This is a genomic window from Pontibacillus chungwhensis BH030062 (assembly GCF_000770675.1).
Taxonomy (GTDB): Bacteria; Bacillota; Bacilli; order Bacillales; family BH030062; genus Pontibacillus; species Pontibacillus chungwhensis.
This window is the reverse complement of sequence record NZ_AVBG01000001.1, coordinates 204,734-225,328: the sequence shown is the minus strand read 5'-3', so window position 1 is coordinate 225,328 and position 20,595 is coordinate 204,734. Positions and strand designations below refer to the sequence as shown.

Here is a 20,595-nt window from a genome sequence, read left to right as displayed (position 1 = left end):
TTTTACCCCCTCAATGATAATGAAACCTATGAAACGAATAGTACGTCTCATTGATCCCCCATTGTTTGACTTCCAATTAAGAATTGAAAGAAAAATTCTGCAACTTTCATTTTAAATGAAAACGATTTATAAGTAAAATATTTCGTCGAATTTTTCCTCATAATAAGAATGGAGGTGAACGAGATGAGCCAAAAACGTAAAGCTAACCACGTAAGACCAGGCATGAATGACGCTTCTGCACAAGGACAAGGAGCTGGATACAACGAAGAAACACCACAGCATCCACTAAGCGCTGAAGAACGTCAAAATAACAAAAAACGTAAAAAAAATCAGTAAGGAACTAAAGCATAAGTGCCCGCTTAGCAACGTATAGACTAGACTGAGCCGCAGTGAGATCAAGGAATCACAATGAGCCATAGGCGAATTGATGATGACTGATCGACCGGAGGTGAGGGAAGTCTACTAGTTGCTGGGCACTGGAGCTGGATGGAACTAAAGCATAAGTGCCCGTTTAGCAACGTATAGACTGGACTGAGCCGTAGTAAGATCAAGGAATCACAATGAGCCATAGGCGAATTGATGATGACTGATCGACCGGAGGTGAGGGAAGTCCATACAATGCTTTGGCCTTTCCAATCATTGCTTATACCATTAAAAAAGTGTCCTCACCCGTAAGGGAAGGACACTTTCTTATTGTTCTAATTCGGACATAATTTGAGTCAATTGATTTTGATATTGTTTAAGCTGCTCATACTGGTGTTCACTGGCTACTTCGAGTGCTTTGTCAATTTGTTGATACGCTTCATTCACTTCTTGAGTTAAGTGAGCTAATTCTTTACCATAATCAGCTTGGTCTACAGATTGAAGACGTGTTTCGTTTGCATCAATTGCTTGTTCATAACCTTGTTGAGCTGCTTGAAAAGCTTGTTGTTTATTTTTGTGATAAGGCATATTTCCACTCCTTTTGGTGATTTCCTAGTTAGTGTATGTACATTTACTCTTTCCATACCTTCACTTGTATAAAAGTGAATGAAACGTCGAAATCTAATCTTGAAAGGAGAGATGATTATGTCTGGTAAGCCAAAAGGTCCCAAGCAACAAGATCGTGTTTCATTACCTAAAGGTCCTAAACAACCATACGGGGAACCAACAAGTGGTTCTCATAAAGTGAAAAATCGAAATCACACGCGTCAAAAGAACCACTCATCTCATGATATGTAGTATAAATAAAGGACCAAACCTATATGGTTTTGGTCCTTCTTTATTTACTCTTTTCACTTTGTAATTGATTACAGGCTTGATCTAACAAAGAAACATAATAAGCGATTTCTTCTGATAATTGATAAGTTGACAAACTTTCTTTCATCCATAAAAAGCAATCTTGTAATAGCCTTGTTTCTACGCCTCTGCTAGATAAAACAGAATCCACCCAATCAACATAATCTAAAAAGATAATATCCATCTTTATTGGCCATGTAGCCTCTAAGTGTTCTAAATGATAGTAAGTGTCTTGTTTAATATGTGCTAATTTTGTTTCATCATAATATACAAATAGTTCAGGGTAATGAATTAAATACTTTTCATAAACACTCTCAACTACTTCATCTTTGATATCTTTTTCAATCACAAATGTTCCTCCTTTATTCTTTGGCATAGTAAACAAGCATCAGCGAAGAAGCGCTTATAAATAGTGTTTAACAGTGTTGCTATTGAAGAGGTAAAGATATCCGGAATATGCTACCCCTTGGTTCATTGTCTAAAATATTTAGGCTCCCCTTGTGTTTTTCTAAGATTTGATTCGTAATCATTAAGCCAAGCCCTGTACCATTTTTCTTAGTAGTAAAGAACGGTTCTTTAATCTTGTCAATTAAATGAACAGGAATTCCGGGACCTTCATCAATTATGTCCGTACAAGCTGTATCATTCCTCTTATAAACATTAATAGTAACTGTTCCACCGCTCTCACTCATTACTTCAATGGCATTTTTAATAATGTTAATGAATACTTGTTTAATTTGGGATCGGTCACAGTATACCCTAATTGGCTCTTCTTGCTTTATAATGAGGTTGACATTATGTAAATGAGCCTGTGTTTCCATCAACTTACAAACATCTTTCATTAAAGAAAGAACAGACTCTTCTTTAGGGTCGTTTGTCATCGGCTTAGAAATAAATAATAATTCTGATGTAATATTTTCAATTTTGTCGATTTCTTCTCCCATGATTGAATAGTATTCATCTTTCCCCTCAATACCTGCTTGCAACAATTGCAGAAACCCTTTCAACGAGGTTAGAGGGTTTCGGATTTCATGTGCAATTCCAGCTGCTAATTGGCCTGCTACTGACATCTTCTCTGAACGAATCATCATTTCCTCAGCTTCTTTACGATCTGAAATATCTCTTAATACAGCGATAAAAACATGAGAATACGTATTAGGATCGTAAACGATTGAAGAGACAACCTCGACCCACACATAGGTTCCTGAACGATGTTTAACCTGCACTTCAGAGGTCACCAATTCACCAATTTCAATGCTTTTATGTAATTTGAGTATCCGATGTTTATCTTGAGGTGAAACATAATCCAAGCTGTTTGTGCCTAACAGTGCATCTTTTGAATAGCCAATTAACCTCTTTGAGGAAGCGGTAACATATTGAATAATCCCTTGCTGGTCACATACACTTATGAGGTCAAACCCATAAGAATCAATCCACCTTTGGAATACAGGTGGAAGATCAGCTAATGATGTATATGAGACCAACATAGAATCGGTATATTGATGTTCTATGGACGTTTGTTTTGATTTATCCTTCATCCGACCTGCCCTCCTCTTCCTTACAACACATAATAACATTTTATCCCACCAAATTAACAACGTTCAAGAAAACTACTTAAAAAACTTCAAAAAATTAGAAGTTGTTTGTCTAAAAACAACATTTTAACTCCTTGCCATTCTATTCTCTTAAACCATAAACTATTCCTTTCGAATGTATTAAATGATGGTATAAAGTGGTTATGTATATTGAATCCTATCATCACCTGGTCTATACTAGAGGTAAGTTTATTACAACGGAAAAGGTGATTGGATGAACTCTACCTTCGCTTTATTAATCCTCGGCTGGACCGTCATAATGGTAATTTTATTAGCCATCGGTGGGTTCTTTATGTTTCGTAAGTTCTTAAAGCGCTTACCAAAAGAGGACGGGAAATCCATTATTGATTGGGAAGAACATTATATTGACCAAACCCTACATATGTGGGGAGATGAACAAAAACAATTTTTAGAAGAGCTTGTAATGCCTGTTCCTGAGTTATTTCGAGATGTAGCTAAACAGAAGATTGCAGCTCGCATTGCTGAAGTTGCCCTTCAAAAAAAAGCTAATGCAATTACACAAGAGATTATTATTGAAGGGTATATATTGGCGACGCCTAAAAGAGATCATAAATTCTTGAAGAAAACGTTACATGAAAAGAATATCGATGTTCAACCTTATCAACCACTCTTTGACCAATAAGATAAGACCCTATAAAAAAACCTGCAACATCTTGTTGCAGGTTTTTTTAATTCGTAGCATTCCATTTTCCACTGACCTGAGCATCTAGCTTCTTTTGTAATCGAATATATTTTACTAACATCGCGATCCGCCAAGTTAAAATCATACCAAATGCTAATAAGAAAAACATCCCACTTGTCTCTCCTAAAGAGACGCTTTGTCCAATTATTAACTTCAAAATGATTCGCAGAACAAGCAATCCAAATAAAATAAAAACGAAGGCTTTTGAAGGCTTTAAATAAATATCATTATCTCTGACTTCAAATGTTGATGTTTTAATTAGAAATAAAGAAAAGACTACACCTACTGAGAACGCCTCTAACACTTGTATCCATTCAACCCTAAATGGTTCAAAAACAAACATTAAAGCACCTGTGCTCATGAAAAATGGTGGTAATATTATTTTCTTTACAGATGCAGGCTTCTTGGAAGCTCGCATTCGAACGAATATCATCGTAGTTGCCATTATGGCTGCCCCCAAGGTACTAGCTATTGCCCAAAACATGAAATCAACCCTCTTCGACTGTCTTAATCATATGTATTTTGAATATCACGCTCTTTTATAAAACTCGCTTAATGGCGTCTAGAACTCTTGTTTCATCAAAGGGCTTCACGATGAAATCTTTTGCCCCTCTTTCAATTGCCTCGACAACCATTTTTTGCTGTCCCATAGCAGAGCACATAATAATTTTAGCAGATGGATGAGATGATAAGATTGATTCGACTGCCTCGAGTCCGTTTACCTCTGGCATTGTAATGTCCATAGTTACTAAATCAGGCTGGAGCTCGTGAAACATTTCAATGGCTTCATGCCCATCTTCAGCTTCACCTACAACCTTGTGATTCCCTTTTTCTAAAATTGTTCCTAGTGTCATTCTCATAAACTTAGCATCATCGACAACTAATATGTTAGCCAAAGATGTATCCCCCCTTGCACGATAAACCCCTTATTGATCGTTAGCAATAGATAGTATAATGGTAAGTGTTATACCTACGACCGTTAGATAAACTCCCAGATCAAATAACATTGCTGTAGCAAGCTCCATCTCACCGAATATTGGAACATGGTGTAAATGAGCAAATGTTTGACTTAAGAAAGGCTCACCGAATAAAAAGGATCCTGCACCCGTTAAAACTGCAATGAGTAGTCCTACCGGGATCATAAAACGAAAGTTGACAGGTATAATCTTTTTAACTTGGTCATAGCCATACGTCATATACATTAATACGAATGCCGCAGCTGTCATCAGGCCGCCAATGAAACCTCCACCAGGAGCATTATGCCCTGCTAAAAATAGGTAAATTGAAAATGCTAACAAAATAAAAGCAATCAGTATTGTTGTTGTTCGTAGTATTAGATCGTTTGTACGCATTTAGTTTTCTCCTTTTCCAAGCATAGTTCTATAATAATATAAATGTGCCCTGAATGCCATCATCGATTAGAAACCACTAAAACCAAATAAACCAGCTAGGTACGATGTTAGCTTAGTCATCAAATCAAAGAACAAAAAGATACCCATAAAAATCATGATATATCCCCCAACTTTGACAATTCGAGCACTGTGGCGTTTGATCCAGTTTATTCGACCAATAAAAAATGACAAAATTAAGAAAGGTACCGAAAATCCTAATGAATACGTAATTAAATAGATCATTCCGCTTTCAGGATTCTGCGCTGCAAGTGTTAAAACCGCTGCTAAAATTGGTCCAGTACAAGGAGTCCACCCCATAGAAAAAGCCATGCCTATTAGGAAAGAGCCAGCATACCCTCCTGGGCGGTTCTTAAATGTAATTTTACGGTCTTTCATCAAAAATTCAAAATTAAATACTCCGATAATAACAAAACCAAAAAAGATAATTAAGATTGCCCCTAATTGTCTAATCAGATCCTGATACTGATAAAAAAATTCGCCAATAAAAGAGGTGGAATACCCTAAAAGAATAAAGATACTTGAAAAACCAAGCAAAAACAAAACTGTATGTAGCACGCTGCGACGATTAAGCATAGCATTCTCTGATTTCAGTTCATTTACACTCATTCCCGTAATATAAGAGAGGAAAGCTGGATATAAGGGCAATACACAAGGAGATATAAATGACAAAAATCCCGCCCCAAAAGTTAAAAACAAATTAAGATCCATCGTAAAGCTCCTTTATTTTAAGATTAACGCTAAATAACTCCCACTACTACATTGTAAACAATAAACTTTTGAAACTCTATGATTCATCTGTTTTTTTAAATTGACAAAAATGTGATTAAAAATTGAACAAATTGTGAATATAATGTATATTAAAAATACTAAAAGGAACCCTTTTAAAAAGAGGAGGACTACTATATGGTGCGGATCACGGCTTCCCTGATTGCAAGTATCATTCTTCTAATTGTTCAGTCTACCATCATTGTAGCTGTAAAACCTTATGATTATATCGTATACCATGACCTGTCCTTGTTAGCGGGTGTCCTTACTATTAATTTCGTTTGGTCATTTGCTATACTGACTCAGTTAAAGAATTGGATCACTTCTCATTACAATGAAAGAGATTCAAAGTTACACAACCATTAATCCATAATTAAAATCCTTCTCTTACTTGTAAGAGAAGGATTTTTTGTGCGTTTTGAAGTTTATTTTTGTTGTTGGTTATTCATAGCACGCATCATTTGATTAATTTTCTTCTGCGATGGCTTCTGGCCCATCTGCATCATCAATGTACGTAACATTTGTTCATTAATCGGTGGGTTTTTCTTTAAATAGTTCATCATGTACTTTCTGGCAATAAAGAAACCAAGCGCTACGCCAGCAAGTAGCGTTACAACGGCAATTACAATTACCCAAACAATACCTAAGGACATCGTACAAATTTCCTCCTTCATGTTGTCTCTCAAATATTATAGTAAATTGAGGAGGATAATACAATAGTAGGCTAGAGAATCGCTTCCTTTTTAATAGGAGCAATCCATCCATATTGCCTCATATCTTCATCCATAATAAAAAACGAATGGTTAAAAGTGCGAAGTGTTTCAAAGATCATTGTTTCTGCTTGGTGCAGGCTCTCAGCTGTAATACGTACTTCTCGATTACCCATTTGGGTTAAACGAATATTTTGACCTTTACATTGAATCACAAACGACATTTTATTTTGATAATAAGTCATTTCTACAGGTTTACGATTTTTTTCTGTGACGTAATGGACTAACATATCTAGCGGAATTGGCTTTGTGACATACTGAAATTGTGTAGTAGACAATGTATGATCAGGGTTGTATTTCCATTCTTTCAAAAAGTCAAATAAGACATTGGTTTTATGAAAATAGTGGCTTGAAAATTCGTCCTTAATCCAAAATAAAGCATATTCACGCATAGCATGTCCCCCTTATTAGTGACATTCTACCCGATTTGGAAGAAATTATGTGTCTAATTTCGTCACAGATGTACCGAAAGTTTTGTCGAATTTAATAGGTGATAGATGAATCGCTCCCTTTAGTTACGATTCATAGTCAAAAACAATGCTGAATTCGAATCCCAACATAAACAGAGAGATAATAAAAAGCCTGTAAAAGATTACTTTTACAGGCTTTAAAGATGGCTTTATTTTAGAAGGTTTTCAACACGGTTTACTACATTTTCAACTGTAAAACCATACTCCTCCATTACTTGGTCACCAGGAGCTGAAGCACCGAATGTTTCAATACCCAACACATCTCCTTCAAGACCTACGTAACGCTCCCAACCGAGAGGAGAAGCCATTTCAATAGCCAGGCGTGCTTTCACACTGCTTGGTAACACTTCCTCTTTATAGGCTTTATCCTGAACGTTAAAGCGATCCCATGATGGCATGCTAACTACACTTGCTTCAATACCTTTTTCTCGAAGGCTTTCTTGAGCACGTACCGCTAGCTGAACTTCAGAGCCAGTTGCTAGAAGTAGGCAATCTGGTTCTTCTTTATTAGCTGGGCTCACTACATAAGCACCTTTCTTAACGCCTTCATAACTTGAGCCTTCAAGTGTCGGTAACCCTTGACGAGTTAAAACAAGAGCAGAAGGTGTTGATGTAGATTCAAGAGCAAGGCGCCATGCTGCTTCTGTTTCTACGCCATCAGCCGGTCGTACAACAGATAAACCAGGCATTGCACGTAATGATGGCAATTGTTCAATTGGTTCGTGTGTTGGACCATCTTCTCCAACCGCAATTGAGTCGTGTGTAAATACATAAGTGACAGGCACACCCATTAATGCAGAAAGGCGAACAGCCGGGCGTAAATAGTCACTAAAGACAAAGAATGTACCACCATACACTTTTAATCCACCGTGAAGAGCCATACCATTCATAGCTGAAGCCATAGCAAATTCACGTACACCAAACCAAATATTACGACCTGCATAATTGTTACGAGAGAAGTCCTCTTCTCCATTTACGCTTGTCTTATTAGACCCTGCAAGATCCGCACTGCCTCCGAAGAAGTTTGGAATCTGTTTAGATAAAGCATTAATCATTTCACCAGAAGCAGCTCTTGTTGCAAGTTTGTCTTCACCTGGAGTGTATTGAGGAAGCTCTTTATCCCAATCAGAAGGAAGTTCGCCGTTGATAGCACGAGTAAATTCTTCTGCTAGTTCCGGATATGCTTCTTTGTACTGTTTTACTAAGTCATTCCATTTCGCTTCTGCTTCTCTACCACGAGTTTGAACTTTCGTTTCAAAGTCCTGATACACATCTTGTGGAACGTCAAATGGTTCGTGGCCCCACTTGTAATGTTCCTTAGTCAGATTCGCTTCTTCTTCCCCTAGTGGAGCACCGTGGGAAGCAGATTTGCCCGATTTATTCGGAGAGCCATAACCAATTACAGTCTTCACTTCAATTAGAGTTGGTTGATCTGTATTAGCTTTAGCTTCTTCAATAGATTGGCGAAGAGTCGAAGTGTCATTACCGTCTTCAACGCGAATCACTTGCCAGCCATAAGCTTTGAAACGATCTTCTACAGACTCTGAGAATGAACGATGTAAGTCACCATCTAATGAGATATCGTTGGAGTCATAAAGTACAACAAGCTTTCCTAATCCTAAGTGACCTGCTAATGAAGCAGCTTCCTGAGAAACCCCTTCCATTAAATCCCCATCACCACAAATAGAATACGTATAGTGATCAACTACGTTGAAGTTATCTTTATTGTATTTTGCACTAAGGTGAGACTCAGCCATAGCCATTCCTACAGCCATTGCAACCCCTTGACCTAGTGGTCCTGTTGTTGCTTCAACACCGTCTGTATGGCCATACTCTGGGTGACCTGGTGTTTTTGATCCCCATTGACGGAAGTTTTTAAGGTCATCAATCGTTACGTTATATCCTGATAGATGAAGTAAGCTATATAGAAGCATAGAACCATGACCTGCTGATAATACAAAGCGGTCACGATTGAACCAGCTAGAGTTTTTTGGGTTATGCTGCATGAATTCAGTCCAAAGTGTATAAGCCATTGGAGCGGCGCCCATTGGCATACCTGGGTGACCTGAATTTGCTTTTTCTACCGCATCAATCGAAAGTGTGCGGATCGTATTAATAGATTGTTGTTCTGTTTGATGTGTCATGAATTTGCTCCTTTCAATTTCGCATTGCGCGAACTATGTACAGTCTAAATACTATAATGAAATCGTTTAAGTGACAAGCATTCCAAGGAAAAGAGTCGAAAATTCTTTTTCTTGACTAATTTAAATTGTGACTATAAAGCCTTTCTTATGCATAGAACGGTATTATGGGTTCAGAATTGTCCTCATCAGTTTCCTACTTCAAGTCTTCAAAATTACTGCCCCTCTTCTTAAATAAACCTATTACATAAAAACAATCGTTAAACTTTATAAAGGGAAATAAAAAAACACACGAAGAATATTCGTGTGTTTGGGTTAATGCTTTTTATTTCGTTCTTGTTCTTCTTTTAATTTCTCTGGTGTTACGTCGTTTCCTTCAGGGTCTACAACTTTCATACCCTTTAGCTGGCTCTTGAAAGAATTACGAAAGTTTTTTAGATATTCCTGGCGTAGTTTTTGTTGTTCTTTTTGTTCAGTCATAGATAGACCTTGTTGTTTTGATTTATGAGATAACTCGTTAATTCGATTTAATTTATCTTGAGAAATCATTTACATGCTCCTTTACTTGTTAAACTCCAAGTAAAAAAGGCAAGGGTCCAAATTAGGATGCTTGCCTTTCTACTCCCTATATCGTAACGCGTTTAGACGTTGTTTTCAAGTGAAACGAATTCTTTGTACCTTCTGTGAACGGTTGCTTTTGATACATCAAATCCCATTCCTCTCAGAGTCGCTGCTATTTCATCAAACGTCAAATTGTTTTGACGCAATCGAACAACCTCTTCAATTGGGAATTCCTTTCTTTCTCGTCCATGTGCTAAATGCTGGTTAGAGAGATTTTGAACTGGATTATAACCGTTTTCTACAGCTCGCTTCATACCACGCTTGATCTTGATATTATGTATTTTCCTTTGATACTCTTCTACAATTCCCACAATCTGCAACACCATTGAATCTGATTCTGATAAAGTAAGCTCTCCTTGATGAGAAACAGAATAAACAGGTACTCCAAGTTTTGTGAGTTGATGAAACAAGGCGATTTTCGTATTTCCCCGACCAAGCCTTGTTTCATCTTGAATGAGTAATAAATCCGCTTCGTTATTAGAAAGTAATTCTAATACTTCTAAGATCCCATCCCTTTCAATTTCATATCCACTTGCTTGTTCTTCTATAATTCTATGAACTTCAAATTGATGTTCAGTCGCTAGTTCTTCTAGTTCATTTCGTTGACGTTTTAATGATGAAACTTGTGCTTCTTTTTCTGTGCTGACGCGACAATAGATGATAGCTTTCATAGGATCTCCTTTTTTCTCTATCATATAAGGATATGCCTCATTAAGTAAAGATTAACTTGAAAGCAATCCAATATACATAAAGGCTAAACTGCCTGCAAATAGTAAGAAATACACCACATCTAGTTTTGATAGATTTTGAAACATATTGATCGCCTCCAGAAAAATAAGAACTTTCGTTCGTGTCTAACCTACATTATATACGAACATTCGTTCTTGTCAACACTTTTTGCGAACGAATGTTTGTATAACCTTTCCTACCATGGTATAATGACGGTAATAAATGATATGTACGAGGTGTAGAAAATATGACGAAACTATCAAAAAGGCAGGAAGCAATTTTAGATTTCATAAAAAACCGTGTACTCGAAAAAGGGTACCCACCTTCCGTAAGAGAAATCGGAGAGGCTGTAGGGCTTGCCTCTAGTTCAACGGTACACGGGCATTTATCAAGATTAGAGAAAAAAGGATACATTCGTAGAGACCCTACTAAACCTAGAGCAATTGAAGTGCTAGAATTAGAGGAGGAGTCAATTACAACCATACCTAAAGGAGAAGCAACTTACGCTCCTGTCATTGGTAAAGTAACAGCGGGTATGCCTATTACAGCTATTGAGAATATCGAAGAGTATGTACCTCTTCCAGATACACTTGCAGCTCAAGATGACGATATATTTGTTCTCGTTGTTCAAGGAGAAAGTATGATTGAGGCCGGGATTTTAGACGGTGATATGGTCATTGTTCGTCGCCAGCAAACCGCTCAAAACGGAGATATTGTAGTCGCTATGACTGAAGATGACGAGGCAACTGTTAAGCGTTTCTTCAAAGAATCAACTCATATTCGACTCCAGCCAGAAAATGCAACGATGGATCCGATCATTGTGCAAAACGTAAGTATACTTGGTAAAGTAGTAGGATTGTATCGCCATATCCATTAATTATTAAGTGAGACTGTTCTCTCCAACCTCATTTTAAAATCATAATTACAAAAAGCATCGAATGTATAATTCGATGCTTTTTTATGATAAAACATTTTTGTTTGCAAAAATTTAACATACGACTTCTAGTAAACATACCTTCCTGAGTACGATCACGCATTCATATAATATACACAAAAACCCTCAACACCAATGGTATCGAGGGTCTTCAATCTTAGTAAGTTGATAAATACTGTTCGCGCTCCCATGGGTGAACCTGTGTACGGAACATATCCCATTCGATTTCTTTCGCTTCAACGAAGTGTTCAAATAGATGTTCTCCCAGGGCTTTAACCATTGTTTCGTCTTTTTTAAGTAGCTCTAGTGCATCAGAAAGTGTTGCCGGCAAATCTTGAACACCGTGTTTGATGCGCTCTTCTTTATCCATCACGTAAATGTTGCGATCTACTGGCGTTGGAGCTTTCAATCCGTTTTCAACACCATCAAGTCCAGCAGCTAACAGAACAGCCATAGCTAAATACGGGTTAGCAGAAGGATCTACGCTTCGTACCTCAATGCGCGTACTAAGCCCACGAGAAGCCGGTATACGAATTAGTGGGCTACGGTTCTGTCCGGACCATGCTACATAACATGGAGCTTCATACCCGGGTACTAAACGCTTATAAGAGTTGACCGTTGGGTTCGTAACCGCTGTAAAATTCGTTGCATGCTTCACAATACCAGCGATAAACTGATAAGCTGTCTCACTTAATTGCTGATCGCCTTTTTCATCAAAGAAGGAATTACCACCATCTTTAAACAAGGACATATTACAGTGCATTCCTGAACCGTTAACACCGAAAAGCGGCTTAGGCATAAACGTCGCGTGTAAACCATGTTTACGGGCAATCGTTTTTACTACCAATTTGAAGGTTTGAATATCATCACAGTGTTTTAGAGCATCTGCATATTTGAAATCAATCTCGTGTTGGCCAGGAGCTACCTCGTGATGGGATGCTTCAATTTCGAAACCCATCTCTTCTAATTCGAGGACGATGTCACGACGACAATTCTCTCCAAGGTCTGTTGGAGCTAAATCAAAGTAACCACCTCGGTCATTTAGCTCCATTGTAGGTTCGCCCTTTTCATCTAACTTAAATAAGAAAAACTCAGGTTCTGTTCCTAGGTTAAACGCTGAGAAGCCAAGGTCTTCCATTTTCTTTAGGTTACGTTTTAAGTTATAACGTGGACAACCTTCAAATGGAGTACCATCGGGATTGTATATATCACATATAAAGCGAGCTACCTTCCCTTTTTCAGATGTCCATGGAAAAACTACAAAAGTATCAAGATCAGGATACAAAAGCATGTCTGATTCTTCAATACGAACGAATCCTTCAATGGAAGACCCATCAAACATCATTTGGTTATCAAGTGCTTTGTCAAGCTGACTGAATGGAATTTCTACGTTTTTAATCGTTCCTAGTAAGTCCGTGAATTGTAATCGAATGAACTTAACATTCTCTTCTTGAATCTTCTCAAGGATCTGATCTTTCGTCAATTTAGCTGCCATAAGCGACTTTCTCCTCCCAGTATACATAAGTTTATATTAATGGAAGAATCGTGATAATTCTCCCTGACGCAACGAGGATTTGCCGAACCTGTTTGCTTGAAAAAGTTCGTTTTTTAGCATCTTTCGCAACTCTTTCTCAGATAACTCTTCTCGTACTTCCTGAATCTCTTCCTCAGAGTAATCATTTTGTTGCTGTTGAGGTTGCATGGATAATACTTGCTTAATGCCCGCAAGGTTAACCCCTTTTTCAATTAGAGATTTAATTTCTAGTAAACGATCTACATCATTGAACGAAAATAAACGTCGATTTCCATCAGAGCGAACAGGATGAATCAAATCATGTTCTTCATAGTACCGAATCTGTCTTGCAGAAAGGTCTGTAAGCGATTTTACAATCCCTATAGGGAATAGAGGCATCGATCTTCGTAGTTCATCATTCATGATTTAGCCCTCCTTATCGTAACGTTTATGTATCTTCATTGTATGTAATGATTCATATTCTGTCAATACATGTTAGCTTTTTTTACATATAAACAAAAGCTTTTATGGCGCTAATGAAAGCCCATACAAGCCATGTTTGTACTCTATGGATTAAAAAAGCATAACTCCTCAACTAAAAGGAGCTATGCTTTAAAGTTAGGAAACTTCTAAAAGTCGCTGAACCGCCATCTTAATTGCAATTTTAACGTGTGCATAAGTCAAACCACCTTGAACAAAAGCTGTGTACGGTTCACGAATCGGTCCATCTGCTGTTAGCTCAAGGCTTGCCCCTTGAACAAACGTCCCCGCTGCCATAATGACATCATGCTCATATCCTGGCATATAACTAGGATATGGGGTCACGTGAGAGTTAATTGGAGAGGCTTTTTGGATCTCCTGACAAAACGCAACCATTTGTTCTGCTGTATTAAAAGTAACTGACTGTATTAGGTCTGTGCGCTTAGCCATATAGTGTGGTGTCGTTTTAAACCCAAGTTTCTCTAAGAATCGCGATGTAAAGACAGCCCCTTTCATCGCCTCACCTACGACGTGAGGTGCCAGAAACAGTCCCTGATACATTTCCTGGAGACTGTGGAGGGTAGCCCCTGTTTCTTTACCTAAACCAGGTGCAGTTAAACGGTTAGCACACTTCTCAACTAGGTCAGAATTGCCGACAATATAACCACCAGTTCTTGCTAATCCACCACCAGGGTTTTTAATAAGAGATCCTGCTATAAGATCAGCTCCCGCGTGAATCGGTTCTTGCTCTTCGGCAAATTCTCCGTAGCAGTTGTCCACAAAAATAATTATTTCTGAATTAATCCCTTTTACGAATTCAATCATTTCTTTGATTTCAGCTATTGTAAAGGAAGGACGATCTGCATATCCCTTTGAACGCTGAATTCCAACCACTTTTGTTTGAGGAGTTATTGATCTTTGGACTTCTTGAAAATCAACCGTACCATCCTTTAGAAGATCGATATGATTATAGCCAATATGAAAGTCTTTCAGTGACCCATTGCCTGAGCCTCTCACTCCGACGATTTCTTCTAATGTATCATAGGGCGCTCCGGTTATATAAAGGAGTTCATCATTTGGTCTTAACAACCCAAATAACGAAATGGTTATGGCGTGTGTACCTGAAACAATTTGAGGGCGTACAAGAGCATCTTCTCCACCGAAAACGTCTGCGTAAACCTGCTCCAATTTATCTCGTCCCATATCATCATATCCATACCCAGTAGTTGGGTTGAAATGGGAGTCACTTACCTGTTGGTCTCTAAATGCTGATAAAACTCTTTCTTGATTGTGCTCGACAAGTCTATTGATTGAATGGTGTATGTCCTTACTATCATGTTCTGCTTCTGATGCTAATTGTTCTAGTTCATGTTTCTTCATGTTCTAATCTTATTCCCCTCTATGGTTGTTCTTTAGTTGATGGTAAAGTGGATGCTCTCTGTCTATCCAGCCTTTCAAAAGGTACTTTTCATCCTCTTCAAGAAAGTCACGTTCTTTAACGATCGAGTTTGACTCAACGCGATGAATAAAGTCACTCTCCGAAGCGTGAAGATAGATTTGGAACGGTTCCCACTCTTCAATAATGACTTCCTCGATTTTATCTAAAAGTCGCTTTAAGTCTATTGGATCATGTGCACTAATTGTTACTGCAGGCATTGTTGCAGGAAAGAAATTCGCATCCAAAAGATCACGTTTGTTGTATACCGTTAACATTGGTAAATGATCAGCTCCTAAATCTGTTAAAAGCTGATGAACGGTTTTCTCATGTTGAATATGATCCGGATGAGAAGCATCGACCATATGCAAAATAAAATCTGCTTCTGTTACTTCTTCTAACGTTGAACGAAAAGCTGCAATTAACGTTGTTGGCAAATCTTGAATAAACCCAACTGTATCAGATAATAGTGATCTGAATCCTGAAGGCAGCTGGATTTGACGTGTAAGGGGATCAAGAGTTGCAAATAACTGATTCTCTTCAAAGGAATCACTGTTGGTCAGACGATTGAAAAGAGTAGACTTTCCAGCATTCGTGTATCCGACGACCGCTATCTGAAAAGCTCGATTTTCTTTACGGCGCTTTCGGTATTGATTACGTTGGCTTACTACTTGTGACAACCGCATTTTAATATCATCTATACGGCGCCTTATGTGTCGACGATCTGTTTCAAGCTTTGTCTCACCAGGACCACGCGTCCCAATACCACCACCAAGCCTAGACATGTTTTTCCCCTGTCCATAAATCCGAGGTAACATATATTGGAGTTGAGCAAGTTCAACTTGCAGCTTACCTTCTTTGGTATTTGCTCTTTTTGCAAAAATATCAAGTATTAGCTGAGTTCGATCAATAATGCCTACATCCAGATAGTCTGCTAACTTACTCATTTGACCTGGTGATAACTCATCATTGAAGATAACAAGTCCTATGTCATTCGTCTCTATATACTCTTTTATTTCTTGTAGTTTCCCTTCTCCAATATAAAGGGCTGGGTGTATTTTGTTTCGCTTTTGTATGTATATTTTATGTACTTGACCATGAGCGGTTTCCGTTAAAGATTGTAATTCTTCAATAGAAGATTGGAAGCGCTCTTCGTCTGTATTCGGTAATTGGCAGGCCACTATGACTGCTTGTTCCATGACAACATCCCTCAACTTTCTAATCGTGCTCCTATCATAACACAGACCTTTTTTTAAAGCGAAATGAGGACATTTATTTTGGTTTACAAAAAGGAGCTCCTCTATATTGAGGAGCACCATTAAGTTTTCGCTTGAAAAATTAAATCTTGACCTGTTATTTGCATAAGCTCTGCTGCTGAGAATCGATTTTGCTTCATAATTCGCATCGCTTGCTTACGTATAGATTGTTCAATGACATTTCGAATATAACGCCCATTCGAGAAGCCGCTTCCTCGTTGTTGTTGCATTCGAATCAAGTGATCTTTAAGCTTCCATTCTGCATCTTTTGAGAATTCGTATTCTCGTTCAGCAGCCATTTGCTTAGCAATCGTCATGAGCTCATCAATAGAATAATCTTTAAAATCTAATATAATCGGAAACCTTGACTGCAATCCTGGGTTTAAGCGTAAAAACCGATCCATTTCATCAGGGTAACCCGCTAGTATCAGAATAAAATCATTATGATGGTCTTCCATATGCTTCACTAACGTATCAATGGCTTCTTTTCCGAAATCTTTCTCTCCCCCGCGAGCTAATGAATAAGCTTCATCTATAAATAAAACTCCACCCATAGCTCTCTTCACAAGATCCCTCGTCTTTTGAGCCGTATGTCCAATGTATTCTCCAACAAGATCGGCACGTTCGGCTTCAATAAAATGACCTTTAGTGAGAACATTCATCTCATGGAAAAGTTCCGATATTTTTCGTGCCACTGTTGTTTTTCCTGTACCTGGATTTCCTTTAAATAACATATGAAGTACTTGTTTAGAAGGCTTAAGTCCTGCTTCCTCCCGCTTTTGATTCACATAAATACTCGCATAAATTTCTTTAACGGTGGATTTTAAATGGTCGAGCCCGATAAACTCTTCAAATTGTGTATCTATACGCTGGAAAGGATTTGTTGCATAAGAAGTTGCCGCAATTTCTCTATGTTCGACTGCTTGATGTTCCCTATCATGAAACATAATGTTGATTTGACCATTCTTTTTATAGGTCACTTGCGTATCCAATAGGATCACCCCTTATTCACTTGTCAGTATACGCAATCATAAGGAGGGGTGTGACAAATGCCTATATATTTTAACTCCTATATTATGAACAAGATTCATCATATCAGGCATTGTGTAAGGACTTAACATACCATTTCATATAAAAGACACATGAAAAAAGAAAAAACGGACCCCTTCCAGAGTCCGCTTTCAGCTTATTCTTTATCTAGCGTGATGGTCTTAGATGGAGCAAATGTAGAGATCGCATGCTTAAAGATTAATTGTTGCTTTCCGTCTGTTTCTAACATTACGGTAAAATTATCGAAAGCTTTAACGACTCCGCGAAGTTGGAAACCGTTAAGCAAAAATACTGTTACTTGAACATGTTCCTTACGTAGAGTATTTAAAAATTGATCTTGGATATTCACTGTTTGAGCCATGAATCTTCCTCCTCTTTTCTATCTGTGCTTACTATATTTCTATATTTGATTCAGCTTTCCTGCTAAATCGCTTAAAATTTCTTCAAACTTTTCTGTCGCTGTATCTAATGATATTTCATACCAATTTACGTCCATCTTATTTCTGAAATATGTAAGTTGGCGTTTTGCATAACGGCGTGAGTTTTGCTTTAAAGCTTCTACCGATTGTTGCAGGGGTTGTTGATCGTATAAATAGGGCAGGAACTCCTTATAGCCAATTGCTTTCATACTTTGAGCATCTTCATACCCTTGTTCAACGAGACGATTCACCTCAGAGAGCAATCCTTCTTCAACCATATCATCTACGCGCTTGTTAATCCGTTCATAAAGCGTTTCCCTGTCCATGTTCAGGCCAATTAATATAGGATTGTATGGAGAGGTAGGCTGTTGAGTTGCTTGGTATTCACTCATAGTCATTCCGGTTAATTCATAGACCTCAAGAGCTCGTATTACTCTTCTTATATTATTCGGGTGAATCTTAGAGGCCTGCTCAGGGTCAATTTCCTTTAGACGATTAAAGTGAGGTTCAACCCCTTCTTGTTCTATCTTTTTCTCAAGATTATATCTGAACTGATCATCTCTAGCTGTATCGGAAAATTGAAAATTGTACAATACCGATTGAATGTAAAGCCCAGTCCCACCAACGATAATGGGAAGCTTCCCTCTATCCGAAATTTCCTCTATGTATCGGGATACTTTATCTTGAAATTCTGCCACAGAGAAATCATCTCCAGGGTCTTTAATATCAATCATATAATGAGGGATTCCGTTCATTTCTTCATGAGTTACTTTTGCAGTTCCAATATCCATCCCCTTATAGATTTGCATAGAATCCCCGCTAATGATCTCCCCATTAAAGCGCTTAGCGACCTGAATGCTCAATGAAGTTTTCCCTACTGCTGTTGGCCCGACAATCGCTACAACTGGTTGTTTCATTTTGATGCCTCACTTTTTAAACGAACAATTGTTCTTTCAAGTTTTTTGCTATCGTTATTATACATGTTCCACACTAGAAAAGAAAGCAATGTATGTATCTATCTACGTAGACAATGAAGTTTTCATTAGTAAGAAAATCTAATAACCTCCATTATCAACTTAGATTATCCAAATAAAAAAAGCGAACGATCCTTAGAAGGATACAGTCCGCTTTTATGTGGTCCTTACATCACACGTTTAAACATTTTTTCCATTTCATACTCAGAGAAATGGACGATAATTGGCCGACCGTGAGGGCATGTAAACGGATCTGTTGATTCCCGTAAGTCATCAAGCAGACGTTTCATATCCTCATGGTTCAGATAATGATTTGCTTTAATGGATCGTTTACAGCTCATTAAAATGGCCGCTTCCTCACGTAGAGAAGTAATGTTAACCTTATTTTCATTCAATACTTGATCTATCATCTCTTCAATGACTTCTTGTTCATGACCTTTTGGGAACCATTGTGGGTGAGATCGAACAATAAAGGTTTGCTCTCCGAATGGTTCAAGAAACAAACCTACATGCTGCAACTTTTCCATGTGCTCTTGGATCAAAATGGCTTCAGGCTTTGTGAAATCAAAAGTCATTGGCATGAGTAATTCCTGAACTTCATTAGTCGTCTGACCCAATTTATCACGGAAAAACTCATATTTAATTCGCTCTTGCGCTGCGTGCTGGTCAATAATATAAAGACCCTTTTCATTTTGTGCAAGAATATAGGTTCCGTGTAACTGACCAATTGGATAAAGAATGGGCACGCGATGCGTTGGCTCTACCACAACTTCTTTTTCCTGTGGCTCTTTTGCTATTGGTTCAGACTCTACTAGATCTGTTTCTAGATCAGGTGATGTTGCCTTTTTAACCATTTCGGCATAATCAGGAGCGTCACTTTCTTTCATCCACTCTGGTTCTTCTCGTATAGGATCAGGGTCAGATTTCACTGGATCCTCATGTGATTCTGACACAAAGGGAGCAGGCCGTTCTTCAAAAGAAAAGCTTCCTTGAACCGAAGAATCTTTTTCTTTCGCACGCTTTGGCTTTTGTTCAACTTCTGGTATAAGAGTCTCTTTTCTGAAAACACTCGTTACAGCTTCCTGCACGGCGTCGAAAAGCTCTTTTTCTTTACTGAAACGCACTTCTAATTTAGCTGGATGAACGTTTACGTCCACCAAATAAGGATCCATTTCAATTTGTAGAACTACAAGGGGATACCGCCCTATTGGGAGGAGAGTGTGATACCCTTGCAAAACAGCTTTGTTGACAGCTGGGTTCCTTATATACCGGCCATTTACGATTGTAGACATGTAGTTCCTTGAAGCTCTCGTAATCTCAGGCTTAGCTATATAGCCAGTAATGGTAAAGTCCAACGTTTTTGCTTCAATGGGAATCATTTTTTTAGCTGTAGACATCCCATAAATTTGAGAGATCACTTGAAGAATATCTCCTCTTCCGGTTGTTTGAAACAACCGCTTCCCGTTATGATAACATTCGAAGCGGACTTCTGGATGGGACAGAGCCATACGGTTCATAACATCTGTAATGTGTCCAAGTTCCGTGTGAATGGTTTTCATATACTTTAGTCTTGCTGGTGTATTAAAGAAGAGCTCATCAACCGTAATTTCTGTACCTTGTCTGGCATCGCTTTTGTCTTTACCTTTTAAAGCTCCGCCCTCTAAATAAAGTTTTGTTCCAGCTTCTTTACCTGTTGATGTTTTAACAGTTAAACGACTGACAGCTGCAATACTAGCTAAGGCTTCTCCTCGGAAACCAAGTGTTTTCACGCGAAAAAGCTCATTCTCGTGTGTAATTTTACTAGTAGCATGACGTAAAAAAGCTCGTTCACTATCTTCCTCGCTCATGCCTTTGCCATTATCCATAATCTTAATTTTGGAGAGACCGGCTTCCTCTAATTCCACTTTCACCCAAGTACTTCCTGCATCAATACTATTCTCAACTAGTTCTTTAACTACCGATGAGGGACGTTCTACTACTTCACCTGCTGCAATTTTATTCGCTAAAGCATCAGGCATTTGATGAATAGTCGCCACTTGACCTCCCCCTT

Annotated in this window: 25 protein-coding genes; 5 read left to right on the top strand and 20 right to left on the bottom strand. The window is 38.2% G+C overall.

Going from position 1 to position 20,595, the window contains the following annotated elements; all coding sequences use genetic code 11:
- Positions 1-183: 183 nt before the first annotated feature.
- Positions 184-336 (top strand): small acid-soluble spore protein SspO, encoded by a 153-nt coding sequence (sspO, locus tag N780_RS01105; RefSeq protein WP_036778946.1) that lies wholly within the window; start codon positions 184-186, stop codon positions 334-336.
- Between the two features lie 354 nt (positions 337-690).
- Here the strand turns inward: sspO and N780_RS01100 are convergent, their stop codons facing one another.
- A complete protein-coding gene (locus N780_RS01100; RefSeq protein WP_036778944.1) occupies positions 691-951 on the bottom strand; it encodes a hypothetical protein in 261 nt (86 codons plus the stop codon).
- Between the two features lie 117 nt (positions 952-1,068).
- Here N780_RS01100 and N780_RS01095 point away from each other — a divergent pair, with 117 nt between their 5' ends.
- Complete coding sequence (locus N780_RS01095) at positions 1,069-1,221, top strand: small acid-soluble spore protein P (RefSeq protein WP_036778942.1); 153 nt, start codon at positions 1,069-1,071, stop codon at positions 1,219-1,221.
- Between the two features lie 40 nt (positions 1,222-1,261).
- On the opposite strand, the gene N780_RS01090 is transcribed toward N780_RS01095, so the two are convergent.
- Entirely contained in the window at positions 1,262-1,627 is a 366-nt protein-coding gene (locus N780_RS01090) for a hypothetical protein (protein ID WP_036778939.1), read from the bottom strand.
- A 79-nt stretch (positions 1,628-1,706) separates the two neighbouring features.
- Entirely contained in the window at positions 1,707-2,816 is a 1,110-nt protein-coding gene (locus N780_RS01085) for an ATP-binding protein (RefSeq protein ID WP_036778937.1), read from the bottom strand.
- Positions 2,817-3,087: 271 nt separating this feature from the next.
- Between N780_RS01085 and N780_RS01080 the strand changes: the two genes are divergently transcribed.
- Positions 3,088-3,516, top strand: coding sequence for a DUF2621 domain-containing protein (locus N780_RS01080; protein WP_036778934.1), 429 nt, complete (start codon positions 3,088-3,090; stop codon positions 3,514-3,516).
- 46 nt (positions 3,517-3,562) lie between these two features.
- Here the strand turns inward: N780_RS01080 and N780_RS01075 are convergent, their stop codons facing one another.
- From N780_RS01075 to N780_RS01060, 4 genes are all read right to left on the bottom strand, one after another.
- Positions 3,563-4,060, bottom strand: coding sequence for a CcdC family protein (locus N780_RS01075; protein ID WP_036778932.1), 498 nt, complete (start codon positions 4,058-4,060; stop codon positions 3,563-3,565).
- Positions 4,061-4,115: 55 nt separating this feature from the next.
- On the bottom strand, positions 4,116-4,472 hold the full coding sequence (locus N780_RS01070) for a response regulator (protein WP_036778929.1): 357 nt from the start codon (positions 4,470-4,472) through the stop codon (positions 4,116-4,118).
- A 30-nt stretch (positions 4,473-4,502) separates the two neighbouring features.
- A complete protein-coding gene (locus N780_RS01065) occupies positions 4,503-4,928 on the bottom strand; it encodes a Na(+)/H(+) antiporter subunit B (protein ID WP_036778927.1) in 426 nt (141 codons plus the stop codon).
- Between the two features lie 66 nt (positions 4,929-4,994).
- On the bottom strand, positions 4,995-5,696 hold the full coding sequence (locus tag N780_RS01060) for a cytochrome c biogenesis CcdA family protein (protein ID WP_036778925.1): 702 nt from the start codon (positions 5,694-5,696) through the stop codon (positions 4,995-4,997).
- Positions 5,697-5,891: 195 nt separating this feature from the next.
- Here N780_RS01060 and N780_RS01055 point away from each other — a divergent pair, with 195 nt between their 5' ends.
- Complete coding sequence (locus N780_RS01055) at positions 5,892-6,119, top strand: hypothetical protein (RefSeq protein ID WP_036778923.1); 228 nt, start codon at positions 5,892-5,894, stop codon at positions 6,117-6,119.
- Positions 6,120-6,178: 59 nt separating this feature from the next.
- On the opposite strand, the gene N780_RS01050 is transcribed toward N780_RS01055, so the two are convergent.
- The 5 genes from N780_RS01050 to N780_RS01030 form a co-directional block, all read right to left on the bottom strand.
- Positions 6,179-6,406: a YneF family protein gene (locus N780_RS01050; protein WP_036778920.1), complete on the bottom strand. Its 228-nt coding sequence runs from the start codon at positions 6,404-6,406 to the stop codon at positions 6,179-6,181.
- A gap of 71 nt (positions 6,407-6,477) precedes the next feature.
- Complete coding sequence (gene sirA / locus N780_RS01045; protein ID WP_036778917.1) at positions 6,478-6,915, bottom strand: sporulation inhibitor of replication protein SirA; 438 nt, start codon at positions 6,913-6,915, stop codon at positions 6,478-6,480.
- 227 nt (positions 6,916-7,142) lie between these two features.
- Positions 7,143-9,137, bottom strand: a complete 1,995-nt coding sequence (gene tkt / locus N780_RS01040; protein WP_036778914.1) for a transketolase — start codon at positions 9,135-9,137, stop codon at positions 7,143-7,145.
- Between the two features lie 312 nt (positions 9,138-9,449).
- On the bottom strand, positions 9,450-9,683 hold the full coding sequence (locus N780_RS01035; RefSeq protein WP_036778912.1) for a DUF896 domain-containing protein: 234 nt from the start codon (positions 9,681-9,683) through the stop codon (positions 9,450-9,452).
- Between the two features lie 92 nt (positions 9,684-9,775).
- Positions 9,776-10,426: a YneB family resolvase-like protein gene (locus tag N780_RS01030; protein WP_198135814.1), complete on the bottom strand. Its 651-nt coding sequence runs from the start codon at positions 10,424-10,426 to the stop codon at positions 9,776-9,778.
- Positions 10,427-10,731: 305 nt separating this feature from the next.
- On the opposite strand from N780_RS01030, the gene lexA reads away from it, so the two are divergent.
- On the top strand, positions 10,732-11,361 hold the full coding sequence (gene lexA, locus N780_RS01025) for a transcriptional repressor LexA (protein ID WP_036778907.1): 630 nt from the start codon (positions 10,732-10,734) through the stop codon (positions 11,359-11,361).
- A 214-nt stretch (positions 11,362-11,575) separates the two neighbouring features.
- On the opposite strand, the gene glnA is transcribed toward lexA, so the two are convergent.
- From glnA to mutL, 8 genes are all read right to left on the bottom strand, one after another.
- A complete protein-coding gene (gene glnA / locus N780_RS01020; protein WP_036778904.1) occupies positions 11,576-12,913 on the bottom strand; it encodes a type I glutamate--ammonia ligase in 1,338 nt (445 codons plus the stop codon).
- Between the two features lie 36 nt (positions 12,914-12,949).
- Positions 12,950-13,354: a MerR family transcriptional regulator gene (locus tag N780_RS01015; protein WP_036778902.1), complete on the bottom strand. Its 405-nt coding sequence runs from the start codon at positions 13,352-13,354 to the stop codon at positions 12,950-12,952.
- A gap of 195 nt (positions 13,355-13,549) precedes the next feature.
- On the bottom strand, positions 13,550-14,791 hold the full coding sequence (locus N780_RS01010; RefSeq protein WP_036778899.1) for a methionine gamma-lyase family protein: 1,242 nt from the start codon (positions 14,789-14,791) through the stop codon (positions 13,550-13,552).
- A gap of 9 nt (positions 14,792-14,800) precedes the next feature.
- The gene (gene hflX, locus N780_RS01005) at positions 14,801-16,045 is read right to left on the bottom strand and encodes a GTPase HflX (protein ID WP_036778896.1); all 1,245 of its coding nucleotides are present in this window, start codon (positions 16,043-16,045) and stop codon (positions 14,801-14,803) included.
- A 119-nt stretch (positions 16,046-16,164) separates the two neighbouring features.
- Positions 16,165-17,094: a stage V sporulation protein K gene (gene spoVK / locus N780_RS01000; RefSeq protein WP_036778894.1), complete on the bottom strand. Its 930-nt coding sequence runs from the start codon at positions 17,092-17,094 to the stop codon at positions 16,165-16,167.
- Positions 17,095-17,288: 194 nt separating this feature from the next.
- Complete coding sequence (gene hfq / locus N780_RS00995) at positions 17,289-17,513, bottom strand: RNA chaperone Hfq (protein ID WP_036778891.1); 225 nt, start codon at positions 17,511-17,513, stop codon at positions 17,289-17,291.
- Between the two features lie 39 nt (positions 17,514-17,552).
- On the bottom strand, positions 17,553-18,488 hold the full coding sequence (gene miaA, locus N780_RS00990) for a tRNA (adenosine(37)-N6)-dimethylallyltransferase MiaA (RefSeq protein WP_036778888.1): 936 nt from the start codon (positions 18,486-18,488) through the stop codon (positions 17,553-17,555).
- Positions 18,489-18,712: 224 nt separating this feature from the next.
- Positions 18,713-20,563, bottom strand: a complete 1,851-nt coding sequence (gene mutL / locus N780_RS00985) for a DNA mismatch repair endonuclease MutL (RefSeq protein WP_036779797.1) — start codon at positions 20,561-20,563, stop codon at positions 18,713-18,715.
- Between the last annotated feature and the right edge of the window lie 32 nt (positions 20,564-20,595).